Source organism: Phycisphaeraceae bacterium (genome assembly GCA_019636795.1).
Classification (GTDB): domain Bacteria; phylum Planctomycetota; class Phycisphaerae; order Phycisphaerales; family UBA1924; genus JAHBWW01.
In genome coordinates, this window is record JAHBWW010000003.1 from 269,121 (window position 1) to 286,866 (window position 17,746).

The 17,746-nt window shown below is 60.7% G+C and carries 14 protein-coding genes and 1 tRNA gene; 5 read left to right on the plus strand and 10 right to left on the minus strand.

The annotated features are described in order from the left end of the window. Positions 1-7: 7 nt before the first annotated feature. Positions 8-1,375, minus strand: a complete 1,368-nt coding sequence (gene tssK / locus KF757_07215) for a type VI secretion system baseplate subunit TssK (protein MBX3322765.1) — start codon at positions 1,373-1,375, stop codon at positions 8-10. 44 nt (positions 1,376-1,419) lie between these two features. Then, on the minus strand, positions 1,420-2,355 hold the full coding sequence (locus tag KF757_07220) for a hypothetical protein (GenBank protein ID MBX3322766.1): 936 nt from the start codon (positions 2,353-2,355) through the stop codon (positions 1,420-1,422). A gap of 217 nt (positions 2,356-2,572) precedes the next feature. Between KF757_07220 and KF757_07225 the strand changes: the two genes are divergently transcribed. After that, positions 2,573-2,899 (plus strand): hypothetical protein, encoded by a 327-nt coding sequence (locus KF757_07225; protein MBX3322767.1) that lies wholly within the window; start codon positions 2,573-2,575, stop codon positions 2,897-2,899. Positions 2,900-2,929: 30 nt separating this feature from the next. Here the strand turns inward: KF757_07225 and KF757_07230 are convergent, their stop codons facing one another. The 3 genes from KF757_07230 to KF757_07240 form a co-directional block, all read right to left on the minus strand. Further along, a complete protein-coding gene (locus tag KF757_07230) occupies positions 2,930-7,171 on the minus strand; it encodes a hypothetical protein (GenBank protein MBX3322768.1) in 4,242 nt (1,413 codons plus the stop codon). A gap of 74 nt (positions 7,172-7,245) precedes the next feature. After that, complete coding sequence (locus tag KF757_07235) at positions 7,246-7,806, minus strand: hypothetical protein (GenBank protein ID MBX3322769.1); 561 nt, start codon at positions 7,804-7,806, stop codon at positions 7,246-7,248. Positions 7,807-7,861: 55 nt separating this feature from the next. Continuing rightward, positions 7,862-9,856, minus strand: coding sequence for a hypothetical protein (locus KF757_07240; protein MBX3322770.1), 1,995 nt, complete (start codon positions 9,854-9,856; stop codon positions 7,862-7,864). Positions 9,857-10,037: 181 nt separating this feature from the next. Here KF757_07240 and KF757_07245 point away from each other — a divergent pair. Further along, positions 10,038-10,110: transfer RNA gene (locus tag KF757_07245), tRNA-Ala, on the plus strand. 128 nt (positions 10,111-10,238) lie between these two features. On the opposite strand, the gene KF757_07250 is transcribed toward KF757_07245, so the two are convergent. Further along, entirely contained in the window at positions 10,239-10,619 is a 381-nt protein-coding gene (locus tag KF757_07250; protein MBX3322771.1) for a hypothetical protein, read from the minus strand. Positions 10,620-10,639: 20 nt separating this feature from the next. Continuing rightward, the gene (locus KF757_07255; protein ID MBX3322772.1) at positions 10,640-11,200 is read right to left on the minus strand and encodes an HNH endonuclease; all 561 of its coding nucleotides are present in this window, start codon (positions 11,198-11,200) and stop codon (positions 10,640-10,642) included. Positions 11,201-11,749: 549 nt separating this feature from the next. Here KF757_07255 and smpB point away from each other — a divergent pair. From smpB to KF757_07270, 3 genes are all read left to right on the plus strand, one after another. Beyond that, positions 11,750-12,232: an SsrA-binding protein SmpB gene (gene smpB / locus KF757_07260; GenBank protein MBX3322773.1), complete on the plus strand. Its 483-nt coding sequence runs from the start codon at positions 11,750-11,752 to the stop codon at positions 12,230-12,232. 532 nt (positions 12,233-12,764) lie between these two features. After that, the gene (locus tag KF757_07265) at positions 12,765-13,124 is read left to right on the plus strand and encodes a helix-turn-helix transcriptional regulator (GenBank protein ID MBX3322774.1); all 360 of its coding nucleotides are present in this window, start codon (positions 12,765-12,767) and stop codon (positions 13,122-13,124) included. Further along, a complete protein-coding gene (locus tag KF757_07270; GenBank protein MBX3322775.1) occupies positions 13,121-15,028 on the plus strand; it encodes a hypothetical protein in 1,908 nt (635 codons plus the stop codon). Before KF757_07265 ends, KF757_07270 begins: the two co-directional genes overlap by 4 nt. Positions 15,029-15,079: 51 nt before the next feature. Here the strand turns inward: KF757_07270 and KF757_07275 are convergent, their stop codons facing one another. The 3 genes from KF757_07275 to KF757_07285 are packed head-to-tail and all read right to left on the minus strand — an operon-like array spanning position 15,080 to position 17,745. Continuing rightward, positions 15,080-15,517, minus strand: coding sequence for a hypothetical protein (locus tag KF757_07275; protein MBX3322776.1), 438 nt, complete (start codon positions 15,515-15,517; stop codon positions 15,080-15,082). Continuing rightward, positions 15,517-17,112 carry a hypothetical protein gene (locus tag KF757_07280; protein MBX3322777.1) on the minus strand — a complete coding sequence of 532 codons (1,596 nt, stop codon included), beginning with the start codon at positions 17,110-17,112 and terminating at the stop codon, positions 15,517-15,519. The genes KF757_07275 and KF757_07280 overlap by 1 nt, the downstream gene beginning before the upstream one ends. A gap of 54 nt (positions 17,113-17,166) precedes the next feature. After that, positions 17,167-17,745, minus strand: a complete 579-nt coding sequence (locus tag KF757_07285) for a hypothetical protein (GenBank protein ID MBX3322778.1) — start codon at positions 17,743-17,745, stop codon at positions 17,167-17,169. Position 17,746: the final 1 nt, after the last annotated feature.

Below are 17,746 nucleotides of genomic sequence, written 5' to 3' on the forward strand. Positions count from 1 at the left end.
CCGGAATTCATCCGGGCACAGTCATGTACAACCCGACTTCGTCAAAACCAGACGATTCGACGCCCTGAAAATTCACCGCAAGCGCACGCTCGCTGCTGATCTTGTCCCACATTCGCTGGCTCTCGGACCGCATCAGCCGGTAGTAATGCAACCCCACTTGCGCAGGCAACTGCATTGGCGGATGCCGCTCCTCGACCAACCTCACCCCACGCACCCGCGTCCGCGCCATCGACTTGGCGATCAGTTTGAACTCGTCCTGATCCTCCACCAACTTGGCAAGCTCTCGCGGATCGCGCTTGGTCCTGATCCCCAGAAAATACTCGTTCGGACCCTTGAGGTGCTTGTCCTCCAGGTCCGTGATGTAAATCCCGCCTTCGAGCCTGAACAGCGCGCGAATCCACGTCGCCGCACCCTCACCACGCAGCAACGACCGAATCCGCTCCGAAAGACTCAGAAACGCTACCGCAGGATTGTCATGGTCATACCGCGCAGCCTCGAACGGGTCCACATCCGGCACCAACGCCGCAAGCTGCCCAAGAAGCCCACGCAACTCCAGATACATATCCAGCGGCGAAACCCCACCCGGGGCCTGCACCAGCGTGCTCAACCTCGACGCATAAAAATTCAGCGTCGAGAGCCTCATCATCTGTTGCACCATCACCCCACGCAGCGCCTCAACATTGAACCCGCCACGCGACAACAACTGTGCCGCTTCCTTCCTCGCAGCTTCCACTTGATTCGAAAGATCACGCAGCGCCTCACGCAGCACCGAACTCCCGCTCAAAAGCATGCAAGGAGGAATAAAATTCGGGTCCAGCCTCGGAACCCCAGTTTCCTCACCCGCCGCGTGCATGATTCGCAACACCGGCAGCGTTTCCATATCGCTGCGATCGTCATCCGGAAACAACAGCCTCGCGTTCACACGCCGCACAATCAGCGTCTGCGCATTCTCCCCGCTGTTCTCGTCCGCATGATCCTGCTCCGCTACACGATAGAGCCGCTTGACACGCCAATCGCCTTCGCCCCCGATCTCCATCGCGTTGGCACGCTTGGCATACCACAACGGCACCCCGATGCTCACCCCGAACGGAGACGTGCTCTCATTGAACACTGTCTCGATATCCAGCGCCGGCAGATCCGCATTCTCCGGAACAATCACCTCCAGCCCGCTCGGCATGATGACATGCAGCCGATCGAACCGCAGACGCATGTTCTCCAGTTCGTCCGTCGAAAGCCTCGCCTCGATTACTCCGTACGGATAGCCCCACGACAAACGCCGCTCCGTCGCGACTCGCGAGAGCATCTGCCGCTGCATCGTTTGCAGATGGTGCGGCTGAAGAAACAAACCTTCGTGCCAATGAACCTGAAGCGTCATGCCCCGCTTTGCCTCCTTCTCTTCACAAGCAATTCGGATCCATCCTAGCGAGACTGCCGACTCATCCAATCATTCACAAAACCTGCAAGCGACCTGAGCACTTCCGATTCGACCTGCGCCGGATCAAGCGTCTCAGCCATCTCCCTGTACCGCCGCCAGCATCGCACCTCGTTGCTCACAAGCACCTTCGACCCTTCCGTCCGAATCACCCCTTCGATCTCGTCCGGATGGTATTTGCGCATCTGCTGGTACGCCGACTGCCCCGTCTGACTCAGCGCCAGCAGCAGCGACGCCGAAAGCCGTCGAAACGATTCCAACTCCTCCGTCACCTGCGAACTCCCAACCGCTTGATCGTTCGTCAGATACTGTCCCAGCAGCCCCGCCATCACCGAACGCCCGCGCGCTCGCCCGCTCTGCGAAATCTGCTTCCAGTTCCTGATCGCGATCTCATCAATGCTGAACACCTTCTCCAGCAACTGCCCCATCACCGAAACCAATCTCTCGAAATCAACCGGCGCCCCTGGCGCAACCTGCAATGAAGCTCGGAGTCTGTCCATGCATTCCGCCGACACCCCCGCAGCACCGCCAGTCGTGAACCCCGCTTGCGAAAGTTGCTCAGCTGCACTCACACGCTGTGCCGGTGTCATCGAACCCGCAACCTTTGCCAGTTGCCGCACCAGAAAACCAGGGTCGTTGAACTCCGCCAGGTCAGTCGGTGAAACCGTCGCCGGTGTTGCCTGTGCACCAACCGACTTACGCATCCCCCCCATCTCTTCCGACTCCCACGCCGGAAACCTCTCTTCAAGTGCTTCCAGAAACTTCTCCCGATCCTGAGGCACGATCTTCTCCAGCGCAGCGCGAATTTCCTCCGCAACATGCTCACGACGCGACGCCGCATCCTCTTCCGAGAGATCCGCTTGGAGCATCCGTATCCTGTTCGCAGTCCGTTCAGCCAGCGAACGCCAATTCTCGTCGCTCACGAAACCCGCCTTTCCTGCTACGGGCGTTATCGCACCTGTCCACGCACGCCCATAATACGGGGTTTCTTTCCGCTCTGCACCCCAGAACCACCACGCTCACGTCAAACCGCGACTTTTGTACAGTCTCAGCGCGCCCAACAACCTCTGCTCCTCTGCCTGCCACTCACCACGCAACCTCTGAGCGCCGATCTCTTTGCGGAGTCACAGGAGGCGCAACATGAGGCGAGCCACGATCGCAACCGTCACTTTATCTGTACTCGTTCTGGGGGGGTGCAACGCCCACCGCCAATCCCACCTTCAGTTCCCAACCGTCCAAGACCGCGATTGGTGGATGCTTACAGCGTCCTCGGACCACACTGTCAATCTCGCAGCAGCTGATCCGATCGGGACGAGTGTCTACCAGAACGAGGGGTATTCCGGTCGCTCAATGCTCGCTGTCGGCGACTCACTCGGTTCGGTCTCCTTCTCTGACACATTTGCTTACGCAGAGGCTGCTCGCCAACACCGCCAGGATCAACTCGCGACTTTCCCCATCGCCGACTGATTCTCGCCAATTCTCCCACAATTACGCGCCTCAAGGCTCCCACTGGTACGGCGCACGCGCGACCACGCGCTCTACCCGTCGCACCACCGTGCTCCGCAGGCTGTCCGCAGGAACCGACATCGCAAGCCGCAACCCAACGTCGGCCGACGCTTCCAATCGATTGTTGCTCAGACGCACTGGCTCCAATGGATTCATCGAAGGGGGCGACATCGCCGACCCGCCGATCACCACCCACTGCCCGCCATCGATCACCACCTCAGCGACATTCCCGATGAGGTGTCGAAACTGACCACTGGCGCTCGTGCCACCATCGGCTGCGTAACGAAAGAGTAGATAGCCGTCATTGACCCCTTCCCACGCAGCGTCAACCTCTTCATCACGACGGTCGAACCGCCCTGTCCTCCAGAGCGTCATTTCGCGCTCGCCGCGGCTGACGTTCTTTTCGTGTTCGCGTTGGTTTTTCCACATCTCGTCGCGCACATTCAATCCCATCGGCGAAACCCACGAAGTGTCGAATGCACCGCCCGAAACGCCCGCACGCCCAATCTCGCTTTCGACTGCTGCACGCCAGACTTCAAGCGGAGGCAGTTTCAGACCGACATCGTCGCATATCTGCTGCACGATCACATCGTTCACCTGCTGCAATGGCATGCTTGCGTGCGGGCTCATCCCTCGCGCGCCAATTTCGGTTCCGCGGCCTTGAAGCGCGGGCATGAACAAACTCGACGTGCGAAACACTGGACTGCTGACTTCGATCCAATCTTCCCGAGCAATGACCCCCCGATCATTGCGCCATCCACTCGGTCCGCTCCCCTGCCGATCATCGGTCCATTGCCCTTCGCGTCGCGCCGCTCGCGCCAAAGCCGCAAACTGCCCGACCGTCATCTCCGTCTCAGCCATGAACCAGACATCGTCGCCGAAAGGCTCTTCACGCACTCTGCGCAGCACAATCTCGCTCGTTCGAGTGCCTCCGATTGAATACACCAGTGTCGTAAAGTTCTCGACATCGGATGAACCAACGACAAACTGCATTCCTTTGGTCGCAGGCCCCACCTTTGACGCGTCAAACTCTGCCCCACTGCGCGCGCTATCCACCAGCGCCGCTTCAAGCTCTCCAAGCCACGCGCCGTCTGCACCAACCAGATTCGACGCCCGTGCACGGCCGACCCACGCCCGCACAACTCGTGCCATCTCCGCGTCCGCCGCATCCGGATCGGCTCGGTTCACTGCCCGCACATCCCGATCAAGCTCGACCAGCAGCAGATGCCGTCGCGCTCGCATCGACAGCCTTGATTCCTCTGCCCCCACGCGCTCACGCAGGGTCCCGACGCGCATGAGTTCATCAACCGACGCCGCTGCATCCATCGCCGCTGCCCATCGCGATTGTGACACCTCGGCCAATCGCGATTCGAGCGTTCCTCGCCACGCCGGTCCAGCAGAACTCTCGAACGCTGCTTGCAGCACCTGCCGCACCTGCAAGTCCTGCTCGATGAACTCGGGTGTTCCCGCAGCGTCGGCCGCCACATACGACGCCCACCGCATCTCAGGCCTGCTCGATGCGTTACCCGCCTCAGCAAGCATCGCCGCCACATCGCTGCCAACCACTCGCCGCGCAGCCTCGACCCGTGCCCGCACCGGCGCGATCGACTCCTGATACGCTGCGGTCATCGCGCCTTGCCCAGCAAAATCTCTCCCCAGCACACGATCAAGCGTTTCGATTTCGCTCGGCGCCCGCCACCCATCCAGTTGCGACTCCACCGCCACTGCCTCTGCAATTGCAGCCCGAATCGCTTCGGCAAGCGTCTCCAAAGGTTCGTATGTGCCGATCAACTCCGAAAACGCTGTCGCGTTGTCCCACGCCACCGCATCAACAAACTTCTGCGCCTCCGCAAGCTGCACCTGCATGAACGCCGCATTCATCGGCCCCGGATCCATTGCCGAACCAGTCGCCCGCTGCACGACGCCATTCACATCAAAGTGTCGATCAACCGCCAGCAAGTGTGTCTGCTGAGCCTGCCATTGCTTGCGTATCTGAAACAATGTCCGCCGATCGCCTTGCGCCGCGCGCACACGCTGTTCCGCGACCGTCGCCCGCTCACGCCACTTGGCATCAATCGGCGACAGAACCTGCACTGGAAGTGCCGCTCGTATCTCGCCAAGCAATCCTTCTTCGCTGATCGTCAAGTCCGCGTACAGCCCGTCCGCTGCATCCTGCAATCCCTTGATCGACTGATCGAGCGTCGCACGCTCGCGTGCCAGCGCATCACGCGTCGACTCGATTGCTGCCAGTCGAAGCGCTCGCTCCACCTCTGCCGCGATCGCATCACGCCTCGTACGAAACTCGGCCGAACTCGTCACGAGCCGATCGCGATCTTCGCCCTCGACATCCCCGCGCAATGAATCGAGGTCACGCAGCGTCCCATCGACCGTCGCGAGCGCAGCCTCAGCACGACCGCTGCGCCACGCTCCCATCGGATCCGCCCCCGCCTCGAGTCGATAGAGCGAACGATCGCTCGCCAGCGCACGCCACTGCGCTATCGACGCCATGGTCGCATCACTGCCCAGATTTCTTGTGGCAATCGCTTCGCGAAACGTCGGCAGATCCACACGGGCAAACTCTGGTGAGCGCAGCACGCCAAGCAGCGTCTGGGCTTCTCTGGCCGCATCCGCCCCACGCGCCACAGCAACCGAAAGCACCTCGCCCACCGATTCGCCCGAGACCGAAAGCACAGTGTTCAGCAACGCATCGTTAGCGCCAGCCAGGACCGGATCCTCATACCCTTCAGCCGCCAAAATCGCCCGCTGTTCCGCGATCCCATCAAGGTGCATGCGCAACGTCGCAATGTGCCCGGCCGCGTCTTCAGCGAGCCTTGCTGCGCCCGCGATGCGCAGCGCTTCCTTGATGTCGTCCTGCGAACGAACTTCAAGGTCTACCAAGCTCCGCCGCGTGCTCTCGATCTTCTCAAGCAGCGAGCCTCCACTCCCCGTAGCCTCGATTTCGTTTATCAGCCGCGCATAGCGCTCAACCGCTTCGCTCTGCCGAATGGTATTGACAATCCTCCGTGCAATCGGCACCGCAAGATTGGCCTTCTCGAGCGCGCCCCGGCCCTGTCGATCGCGCGTCGTCGATGCCTCCAGAAAGTACCCCTCCTGCTTGCTCTCATCCTCCAGCATCAGAATGGCCCGCGGCGGAGCGAAACTCGGCACCACATCCCGCGGACTCCACTTGCCAAAGTCCGCCTGCTTCGGACACACTCTGAGCAGTTCATCGCGCAAGTCCGTATCGATCTCGCTCGAAGTTGCCTCTCGCAGCACACCATCAAGCCCACGCATCCAGTCGTCAGCGCGGACCCATTCCTCCCACAACTCCATCGTGAAATCAGTCGCAACTGGCGCAAGCGTCTCGACCATTGGTTCGGGAGCCAGCAACTTCCACCCGAACACCGCGCCCCCACCAAGAAGCAGCACACACCCGACTGCCCCCACCGCGATCAGTTTCCCCTTCGACCCGCTCGCCTTGGCAGGAATCGCTGCAATCCCATCGCGCACCGACTCGAGCGTGACGCGATCACAGTTAAGATCAGGATCGAGCAACTGATTCAGCGTCGCAACCCACGATGACGCTCTGGGCCCTGCGACCCGAGTCCACGCCTCCGTCACCTCGATCCGCTTGTTCAGTGATCGTGGCACCTTGTGCTCGACCAGCCCGATCGCAATGCCCGCAATCCCGCGCAGATCCGCCTCGCGCGATCGCTTGCGTTCGTCTTCGCCCTTGCCGATCAACCCTGGCTCGCACAGCGCCACACGCCACCGTCCCAGTCCAGCGTTGTCATTGATGAGCACAAACTCCGGCCTGAGCATCCCGTGCGCACGCCCGCTGCAGTTGTCCCGCAGCGCGATCAACCCCTCTACCACACCCAGAAGCACCTGCTTGAGCGAAACCGCGTCGAGCCTCGACTTGCCATCGACAAGCCCCTGCACGGAACGCGGGTAGAAATCCGATACCGCGAAGGCTCCTTCATCCGTTTCACCGACCTCGTAAACACGAAGCCAATGATCCCCGCCCGCCTTCTGCTCGATCGCAACCTGCCCCAGGAACGACTCAACGATCACACGCTCCTGCCCACGCTCAGCGATCGGATCAAGAAAGCAGACCCGAAGCAGGAACTCCGCCCCCGCACTCTCGCCTCCCGTCTGGCGCGCAAGCGCCCGTAGCCCGAGCGGGCTTCGCGACAGTTCCTTGACAACTTCGTATCCGCCGTACTTACCCATCATTCAAACCAAAGGCCGCCCCGCGTCAACGAGACGGCCTGTGCTGATTCATCAGATCATCACCCGATTCCCGTTCACTTCTGAGGCTCGGGCTGCGACGCCGAATACACCCGTGCCGGCTGAACCACGATGTTCAGATTCCCACGCCCTTTCCATCGCGCCTTGTCCAGCGTCAGCGTGAAACGCCGAAAATCTGCATCGCCAGGCTGATCGCTGATCCCGGGTCCACGCAGATCCGCCAGCACCACCATGTCGACCACTCCACGCTGATACCAGTGCTGCCATGTATCGCGATCCTTCCCCTTACGATTCAGTTCAACCGTCTTTGGGCCCGAGTCTCCATCGCGGAACACCAGCGTCACCCGGTCCTTGCCCTGCACCAGACTCTGCCGGTACGGGTTCAAAGGCTGGAAGTATGTCGAAACTGACGTATTCTGCGCCGTCGAAAGCTCCGCCGCAGGCAGGCCAATCAGGTCAACTTCCGTTGGAGGAATGCTCCCGCCCTGCGCAAAGTCGCTCGACAACGACACCGTCACCGTGAACTCGCCCAATCTCGGTTTGCTCTCGCACCCGATCAGCCCCATGACCATTGCAACGCTGAGGAGAACCGTCAATACCTGCTTCACGTTCGTCATCACTGCTCCTTCTTTCCGATGACTCCATTCACCCATGTACGAGCGTGTGCACGCTTCACACACGCCCGCCGACCTGTTCGATCATACGAGTCCGAAGCCCGCGAACCACCGCATGAACCTCCCGGTTGTAGCGCCAATCGATCAGCATCAGGCTCCGCGTCCGCACCAGAAGATCATCAAACGCCTCGATCGCAGGGCTGAACACACGGTGCCCCGCGCCGCCACGAGAATCCCCAAGATCACGGCAAATGCTATCCGGACCCATCCCAGGAAACATCCGCACCAGCGCCGCAAGCACACGCCACCACATCTCCGGCGGAACCAGATCGAACGCCTCCGACGCCGTCATCTTCTCCTGCGTCAGCCACTGAGGCCCAAGCGCCTCGACCCACCGCGGATCGGCTTCAAACGCCAGCCTCACCCGCGACGCAAGATCCGGTGCATTCTCCGCACCTCCGAGTTGCGCATGCAGTTCGCCAACCTGCCTGGCAAGACTCAACACCTCGTCGAGCGCCTTAGGCAGCCGCTTGTCCCCCGTCACCAGCAACGCACGCACCCCAAGCACCCCAAGCGCATACAAGTCGCAAGGTGTTGACAGCAAAGGAAGTGTCTCGAATGACACATCCCGCATCGGCACGCCCTCTGCCGATCGCAACGCCTCCGCCTGCGCCGCAGTCACGCGCGTCGGCACGCTCCTGAGACGCAGCTCGCCCGACGCCATCGCCGACTCGGATTCCAACTTCGCATGCAGGTCTAGCCGCTCGGTCCCGATGTTCAGACGCAGCGCCAGCAGGTCGCTTCCGTGCGCTGTCACCCGCTCGGCGGTCTGAAATGTCGCTTCGACCGTCGCTGTTCCGTCCTCGTCGATTGTCACCTGCCGAAATCGGATCGAGCACAGGCCTTTCGCCGGCTCAACCGCAAGTTGCGGACGGTAAATACCCTTCCCAAGCCCATCACGCGATACATAGTAATTCACTCGGCTCCCCGGAATCGGGAGCGCCACCGCACCCCCCGGATCGACCAGCACCACGCGAGTTGTCCACAACCGAGGCAGCCCGCACGCTCGCCTCCAGACCTCCACCTGGAAACTTTCATCCGTCACGTTCAGCAGCGGCCGGCCCGTTTTGGCAGCCATCTCCGCCACGCTTCCGAGCGCGTCCGAAATCAACCTCAACTTCAGGTGCAGCGTTTCGACCAGTCTGCCCCACTTGCCGTGCTGACCCAGAAAGAACCGATCCGGGTCAATCGACTCACCCCCACGTTCGCCCGCCTCGACCGATTGCGAATCGATGTGGATCACGCCGCCGCCATGGCTCACACCCTTCCAGGGTCCGCCACCGAGCACCTCCACAAAATCCGACACCGAAACCGGGCTGTGCCGACGCACCAGCATCAACCCGCCGCCCGCATTGAACGGCACAAGATCGCGATTGATCCCCGACAGGATCTCCGTGAGTTTCATCACGTTCTGACCTGGCGCATCGCGCGTCACCGCAACGATCGGCGACTCGGCCCCCAGCGCTTCCACATATAAATACCGATGCAGAGTCGTGCTGTATGCCGCCAGCCCGCGCTCTCGCAGCAAGGCATCCTCGCGGCAGATCTCGAAGGGCATCCCCGACGCTTCGTGCATTGCGGGCTTGACCTTCCGCCGCGCAGGGTCGAGAAACAGCGCCGGCGCGGGCTCGCGCTCGAACCCCGTCCGAATCAGATCCCGAGGCACCAGTTGCTCGAGAGCCTCGACCGCCTTGATCCATCGCTCCTCCAAAGCCGTGTTCGAGAGCGACGCGCGATAGTGCTCGAGCGAACCCGCTGCCAGATCGACATCCTGCATCCAGATTTGCACCCATTCCTGCACCACGCCAGCCGCATCGGTCACGCACCCCAGCACCGCCCGCGCATCAAGCGAATCGCGCAGCACGACCAGGTGCCCGCCGACCGCGTCGGCCTTGTCGCGACTCAGCACACACAGCCGCAGCGGCGAAATCACGCCCCCAGGCTCAAGATCGACCGCTGAATACCCCTCTGGAATCGTCAGACTCGGATCCATCAAACCTCCGCCGATTGAACCACACCCCAAACGCACCCGATGAAGCGAACACTGCCCGCACCGCTCACCCCCGAAGGCTCCGCAAGCCCGAGTTTACACGGTAGGGCCAATCCACGCCAACCAGAGGCCGCCACACCCGCTTGGCGACCACTCCAGACCGGGCATAGACTGTGCTTCACAAGGGGCGGTAGCTCAGTTGGTAGAGCGCATCGTTCGCAATGATGAGGTCGAGAGTTCGAATCTCTTCCGCTCCACTTCGAGGAAAAGCCCTGTTTTGCGGGGCTTTTTCGTTTTCAGGGGTCGCCCGAAAACCTGACGAAAACGGATCACGGAAAAATGACGGGATTTTCGGCTGGCGGTTTGAGACACCGTCAATTACTAATCAATCGGCGGAGCCGGGACGAGAGTTTGCCAGCGTCTCGGGTCTGGCACTCATCACGGACCAGATCGCGGACTCGACTATCTGATCGATCGGCTTCTTCTCGAGTTCCAGCCAAATTGCCTGCGCAATGGAATCCCACACATCGTAAAGGTACGGCAATTCGCCGCCCCATTTCGCGGACGCTCCGTGTCTCACTCGGAAACGCTCCATGAATTCAGCCGCGTCGGCGATCTGCTTTATGATACCGACATGGCCTCCGCATTCTGCTGTGACACGTGCAAATCGGGCGACGGCCTCTGCATCTTCTGATTCCAAACACGCGAAGGCATCTGCAATTCCGGCAGCATTGATGGCATAGACGGCAAGGTCGATCTGCGACACAGGTGATCCTCCTTTGGGCACTACGCGACAAAAACCTCACGGCGGTGGAACTCCAGCATTTCCGCTGCTGGTCGGAATCGCTCAGGCATCGTGATCGGCGCGCCAGTCCGACTCTCGAACATCTCCGTGTAAACAGGCTGCGGCACTTCCGCCTTGAGCCGTCTGGAGATCTGCAACTCGAATTGCTCTGACAGCGTGATGAGCCCACGATCGAACGCGGCATCATGGAGCGCGTTCAGACAGAGGCCATTACGAGGGTCGAGCCGTAGCACCGGATCGTGCGACCACGGCACGATGTGGCTTGCCCGCAGGAGCGGTTCGCTGGTAATGCCGGTGATACAGCACTTCCCATCGTGCGCCGCGATGACCGACGCCCGAAAGAACGATTGGCCCCGACGTTGCGTCGCTTCACACACGATTTCTGTCGGGCCACTCGGTTGAGTCCGCGACGCTCGCAGAGATTGCGACGCCGCTTTGGGCACGACTATCTGCTCGGATATGACCAAGTTTTTAGCCAGCACATCCCACCTGCCGTAGTACTCACTCCACACGGCGCGATCCGCCGCGGATGTGTTCCCCATTCCTCCCACGCCACGTTCGTGTAACTCTGGGTCGAGACTAGCGAAATTCACCAGTTTCATAGCAACGGCGGAGGGCGTACGACCAATTGCTTCCGCCAGCGCGGTTATCTCCGGATTGCGTGAGTGCATTCGGCCAAAGGGGAGCTGACAGTAAAGGGAGAGAGCCTTTATGAGTTCATCCCGATTCCAGTTCTGGCGGCTCATACGTTGGCTCCACTGGCTCACGAACGCTTCAAAAACGTCCCGCCCGGGTGGCGACTAAGTCGCTAAGACAAAATTATCACCAATTGATATCCAATCATTTCCGTTACGGATCCACCGCAACAATGTCTTGGTCAAGGATGTCGCGCCGCTTCATGTCGCGTTTATCCCCAAACGGCACCTCATCGTACCACGTCTAGTCTCCCCGACGGTAGCAATGACGGCGTCAATCCCAGTCATTGCCGCCAGTGCTGGGAGTGACTTCCCCATTCGCCGGATGGCGTTGCGGACGGCTCGCGGCGTTGCTTCCTCCTCTTCCCTTTCCCCCTCCCATACACTCCCCCTCCCATGGCCAAGAAACGCAATCCCAAAACCTCCAACGAGCCCACGATCGAGAATCGTCGCGCGAGGCATGAGTACAGCATCGCCGAGACGCTCGAGGTCGGGATCGCGCTGGTCGGGACCGAGGTCAAGGCTGTGCGGGCGGGAATCGTCTCGCTCGGCGAAGGGTTCGTGATGGCGCGGGCCGAGCCGCCCGCCCTCGTCCTGCATCAGGTCAGTATTGGGGAATACGCCCCCGCTGGTGGTCAGCAGCACCGCCTCGACCGCACGCGGACCCTGCTCGCCCACAAGCGCGAGATTCGGAAACTTGCCCGGATTCTGGAGACCAAAGGCGTCACCATCGTGCCACTGAAGTTGTACTTCAAGAACGGGCGGGCCAAACTGCTGATCGGCGTGGGCACGGGGCGTGCGGAGCACGATAAACGCCGGGCGATCGGGGAGCGCGAGTCGCAACGCGAGATCCAGCGTGCGATGTCGAAACGGGCGTGATTAAGGGTTTGACCGCATTTATGAGGAATTTATGCACACCGCATTCGGGGGTGTGCCGATGCCATTGTGAGCAAATTGTCGCAAATTGCGAGCACGAGGTCCAAAAAAGAAGAAAGCGTGTGAGAACAGACGATTTGTCTGTGCAGTGGGATTCAGGCCAAGGAAGGCCAGGCGCAGGGAAGGGCGCGAATCCCGGGTTGTGTGTTCGCCAGTAGGTATAGGTCAAGGAACGACTCTCTCTCTCCTCGGTGCCGCTCGGTTCAAACGAATTGGGCGGCCCTTCATCCCGGTTCGTACCCCGAACGCAGGTTGATGAGGCCCGACTGGTGCCAACCCCCCGATGCCAGATGTTGTCTGTCGCGGGTTTTGTCATGCGCCTGAACTGGCCCGGACCATGTCATAGCCGGTGCTTGAGTTGCGAAAAAATTTTCTCTTTCAAGGTCCGCGTGCCTGCAACCAGCCACCGTGCCCATTTGTATAGTATGTGTGACATAGTATGTAGGCCGTGGGTTGTGGCTTCTGGAGGGTCGTCATGCGGATTGAACGTGAACTGATGCGCGGAGCCGGACCGGTTGCGGTGCTCAAATTGCTCGGTCGAGGCGAGAAGTACGGCTACGAGCTCGTTGATGAACTGGCCCAAAAGAGTGATGGCGTGCTGGCGATGGGACAGAGCACGCTGTACCCGATGCTGTACAACCTCGAAGGCAAAGGCCTGATCGAAGGCGTGTGGCGCGAGGCCGACTCGGGGCGAGATCGCAAGTACTACCGCCTGACCGATAAGGGGCGCAAGAAACTCGCGGAGGACATCAAGCAATGGCAGGCGCTGGCCGATGCCATGGTCGGACTTGGTGTGCTCAAGCCCTCGCCACGCGTTGAAGGAGGCCTGGCATGAGCCATACCACCGCCACCGCGAATGGTGCCAAGCGAAACCGCGCCTTGCGAAATCATCGCGGCGCGCGTTCGGTCGATGCGATTGTGCAGCAGGCCGAGTTGCCGGCTGCCTTGAGCGCCATTGTGCGCGAGGTCGTCACTCGCTGCCGGTTATGGCCGCGAGAACGGGCAGATGTCGCGCGTGAACTGTGTGCACATTTTACTGACGGGCTGAGTGCTGGCGCTTCGGCCGAATCGCTGGCAGAGGCGTTCGGCGACCGCCGGCGCGCGACAAGACTCATCACCTCGGCCCGCAAGAACATGCGTCCGTTGTGGTGGCGCTCGGCGCGGGCAACGCGGCGTGCCTTCGGCTCGGCGGTGCTGGTGTGCCTGGCGGTCTACATCATACTCGCAGCCCGCTTTTTTCTGACCGCGCCGCGTATCGATCGCAACATTACCAACGAACTCAACGCACCGACACTGGCGAGCAATCCGCAGGATCGTGCCTGGCCGCTGTATCTCGAAGCCAAGCGTCAGTTCGGGCAGTTGCCGACGTTCTTGACGGATTACACACAGCCGCAGCCTGGACGACCGGGTGATGCGAACTGGGACCAGATGGTTGCGTGGCTCGAAGGGAACGCTGAGGCGCTTGAACTCGTGCGTCAGGCCGCTGCGAAGCCGCTTGTCGGTGTGATCTATGGTTCGCGCATGGATGAGGAATTCGCGAGAATTCAGGCAGAAGTTCAGAATCGGCCATTCAAACCGGAAGATCTCGGGCAGCATATCGAGAACCCGATGGTGATCGGCCTCCTGCTTCCGCACCTGTCTGAAATGCGCCAGTTTTCTCTTCGGCTTCGCTGGCACGCGCTGCATGCAGCCTCACGCGGCGAGAGCGAAGTCTACATCGCCGACATCGAGGCCATGCTTGGCATTGCCGAGCAGACGCTGGGCGAACCTTTCATGATCTCGAATCTGGTCGGCGTCGCGATCGCGCACATGACCTTTCAGAATGTCCTTGAAGAGGCTGCCAAGCCTGACTTCCTTGAAACAGATCAACTCCGCACGCTTGCACACCTCGTGGGCGGGTTTGCTGGAGGACGGATGCGCATCGATCCGTCATTTGAACTCAACTTCATCGAAGACATTCTCCAGCGTTTCTATAGCGATGATGGCAAAGGCGACGGACGCTTCATCGGTGGATTTGATTCTGACGAAATGTATGAGGAATGGGGCGTCGCCAAGTCTCAGGGGTGGTTCCTCTATCGCATGTATCAGCCGGTTCAGAGTGTGGTGCTGCCCTCGCGCAAAGAACTTTCTCAACTCGCCCATCGCTGGATCGGCGAAGCGACAGCTGACGACCTTCTTCCACCCTGGCGTCATGACGAACGCAAGAGTGATGAGTTCTATGAGCAGTTGATGAACTCTGGGATCTTCAATGCCGTGCCATTTCTGGAATCGCTCCAGGGAAATTCGTATGAGGTTATGGGAAGAGCGTCCACTGCCCGCGACTCAGCAGAAACTGTGCGTTCGGCAGCCTTGACAGCGCTTGCGCTCGAGTCCTGGCGTCGTCGCCATGGGCATTATCCAGCCGCGCTGAGCGAACTTGTGCCGACGTATCTGCCGACCATGCCGCGCGATCCGTTCGACGGAAAGCCTTTGCGCTATGTGGCCCCAACCGCGTCGGAAGCAACTCCGCTGCTGTATTCGATCGGTGTCGATGGTGTGGATGACCACGGCAGAGCGCCTGCGACCGAGCGCGGCCGAAGCATGGCACGCCGCTTCGACCACTTTCATGCATTCCACTCAGGCATACCTGCTGCAACCAATGATGAACGCCTGGCCATGGATGCGGCCCGTGGTGACTGGATCCTCTGGCCTGCACTCGAACCAATCATTCAGGTTGATGAGGCTTATTCCGACGACTGATCCGGCCGACGCTGGAGCCAAATGCCCATTCTCAAGCCCCTGTCATGTCACTTAATGAGCCGAGCGAATCTCAAGACGCCAGTCTTCCGCTCGGTTGTCCAGGGCATTGGCTTCGAAGAACCGTTGCGTCCGCGAGGGCATGCGCTCGTAGCGCCAGTCCGGCTGCGGGTCGATCGGGCGGCCGAGCGAGTCCAGGAATGTGAACTTGTAATCGACGCGCATAGTCTGATGCTTCGTCAATGTGCGCACGGGCACCGTCACACGCAATGGTCCGCGGCCGTCTTCGCCGCGCGAAATGATCGGACGATCCACCGCAACCCAACCGGCCAGATCCGGCGAGAGTGCGATCTGCGGATACTGGAACAGATCGGTGGCTGGCTGTGCAGGTGGATCGACCCGCCGTTGCCCGCATCCGCCGGCCGCGAGCACGAACGCGCCAAGAATTGCCACACTCATAGCCGCGCTGGCTCTGAATCTCGATGTCTTCATTACTCGACTCCTCGTTGTGTTTGTACCTTCATGTTTGCCTGAATCTCTCGCGTCAGTGCCGCGACGCGGTCGCTCTTTGGCTGATACGTCCGATGCGGGCGGCACATAAGTCGCACATATCCAAGACTCGTTCGCAGTGGCACCGCCAGCGATCGCCCGCCTTCGAGCAGGTGACGCCCTGGCGGAACGCCCGGTCGAACTTCGCCCGCGAGTTCGATTCCTTCGAGTCTGTATAACTCCATCAGATCCGCCGAAGTCATGCCGAGAAGAAATCCTGATGCCTGATACTTGGCCAGCGCGTCGTGCCCGGGTTCCATGACACATCGTCCGCCCAGAATGTATGGAAGTTCATCGCCCGGCACACGCACATCGAGGCTCGCTGAATACTGCTCACCATGCCAGCGATCAAGCGTGCGACCGACGCCCTGATATGCCTCGTCGGCCGGGATGCGCACCATTCTCACAGCAGGTCCGTGGCCACGATCGAGAGCCAGCGGCACCACCATCGACTCGCCTGATCTGGCACCGATCGCAAACTCGATCGCCTCGGCATCATCAGTACGGATGGGTACAAAGTAATATCGTTGAGGCAGCACGCTGAGCGATCGCGTATCGGCCTGCGATCCGGCCTTGGTCAACAAGCCCCCCAGCAACAACCCAAGCCCCGCCCAGCGCACGCCCTCATCATCGCTCATCAGCATTACCGCGCCCGCGCCGGTCATGAGCGTGCCGGTGCTCGACTTGATCTGCCTTGCCTTTGCCAGATGATCCCACCGATAGGCCTCGGCAAAGCGGTTTACATCGAGTCCCAGAGGAATGGACCACAACTCGCCCGCGCTCGTGCGCACCCGCAACTCGCGTTCATCACTCGGCCAGCGGCGCGTCAACTGCGAAACTGCGCCATCACCGCCCGCTGCTTCCTTGCCAGGCCCAACGCCTATTTCCACGACGATCAGCGCGTCATAGTCGCCCGAACGCAGCGTTGCTGTCACTGGTTCCATGCGAGGCCGCACGCGATCGACGCGATCAAAGTAATCCGAAGCCTCATCCCCTCGCCCAAGAGCAGCATTGGCGACCCCCGCGATCAAGAGCGCCGGCACAAAGTCGCTTTGCGACGTCACATATCCGTTCGCCTCGGATGGCAAACCCCGCGCGATTCCCCTGGCCGCGTCGAACTCGTCGATCATCTCGAGGGCCGAACCCGCAGCTGCCCGCGCGTTTCCCCACGAACCGATCATTGCCTGTTGCATCGCGAAATAGACATACAGCAATGCCTGTTCGTACGGCTCTCCCTTCCAGGTGCGCACGCCCTCATGCAATACCACCGCTGCACCATCGCGCCCGACATTCACGCCTCGCGTGCGCAACGTCTCATAGACACGATTGAACGGCTCCTCGGCCTGCTCGGGCAACCCATCAGCAAGCGTCAGCACACCCAGCGTCGCCTCTCGCAACATGCGGTCGATGGGTTTGATTTTTTCGTCGAGCGCGATCTGCCGGGCGTGACCGAACATGCCGTGCCCGGTCGGCCTGGTGGTGCTCGTGAGCGTGCGTGCTGCGCATGCCGGCAACAGCGCCAGCAGAACGATCAGCATGCATGCAACTCCGAAATGTGAAACCTTGCGTGTCATGCGCAGCACTTTTTGCGATCAATCCCAACTTCGCCCGTAAGCGAGCCGCTTGATTTCATATTGTCCTGACCACACGGTTTCGCCGACAACCAGATCCTTGATCTCGAACTCCCAGCGATACAAATCGGTGCGGCCTCCTTCACCGATGCGCGTCACGGAGCGGATTGTTCCGCCCATGCGATGTGTCGGCATGCGCAGTGCGCCAGCCTCGGCAAACTCCGGCTCGCGCCCGCGCAGTTGCCTGAGCCGCTCGGCTGGTATTACGAATCTCACCGCTCGATCCTGCGAGAGTGACTGCATCGGCAGCGCAGCGCGCACTTTCTCGATCATCAGCCACTGCTCTCCGACCGGGATCACATCGCTTGACAGATTCTCCACGCGGTCGATAGCGATGATCCAGGGCTCATCGCTGGCGTGCCGCGTTGCCAGCCAATCGCTCGAAGCCAGTTGCTGCGCAAGCGAAGTCGACGCGACGAGAACATCGTCAGCCGCTAACCGCGTCGAGCGTGACTGCCTTGCGCCGCACCCCCCGAGCGGGGCGGAACACAACACCAACGCTACTGCGAGAAAGGCAGCGAACCATCGCGATGCAGGCATG

Coding starts and splice junctions, on each gene's coding strand:
- tssK (MBX3322765.1), bottom strand. CDS start 1,375: ATGACGCTTCAGGTTCATTGGCACGAAGGTTTGTTTCTTCAGCCGCAC.
- KF757_07225 (MBX3322767.1), top strand. CDS start 2,573: ATGAGGCGAGCCACGATCGCAACCGTCACTTTATCTGTACTCGTTCTG.
- KF757_07230 (MBX3322768.1), bottom strand. CDS start 7,171: ATGGGTAAGTACGGCGGATACGAAGTTGTCAAGGAACTGTCGCGAAGC.
- KF757_07235 (MBX3322769.1), bottom strand. CDS start 7,806: ATGACGAACGTGAAGCAGGTATTGACGGTTCTCCTCAGCGTTGCAATG.
- KF757_07240 (MBX3322770.1), bottom strand. CDS start 9,856: ATGGATCCGAGTCTGACGATTCCAGAGGGGTATTCAGCGGTCGATCTT.
- KF757_07255 (MBX3322772.1), bottom strand. CDS start 11,200: ATGGGGAACACATCCGCGGCGGATCGCGCCGTGTGGAGTGAGTACTAC.
- smpB (MBX3322773.1), top strand. CDS start 11,750: ATGGCCAAGAAACGCAATCCCAAAACCTCCAACGAGCCCACGATCGAG.
- KF757_07265 (MBX3322774.1), top strand. CDS start 12,765: ATGCGGATTGAACGTGAACTGATGCGCGGAGCCGGACCGGTTGCGGTG.
- KF757_07270 (MBX3322775.1), top strand. CDS start 13,121: ATGAGCCATACCACCGCCACCGCGAATGGTGCCAAGCGAAACCGCGCC.
- KF757_07275 (MBX3322776.1), bottom strand. CDS start 15,517: ATGAAGACATCGAGATTCAGAGCCAGCGCGGCTATGAGTGTGGCAATT.
- KF757_07280 (MBX3322777.1), bottom strand. CDS start 17,112: ATGCTGATCGTTCTGCTGGCGCTGTTGCCGGCATGCGCAGCACGCACG.
- KF757_07285 (MBX3322778.1), bottom strand. CDS start 17,745: ATGCCTGCATCGCGATGGTTCGCTGCCTTTCTCGCAGTAGCGTTGGTG.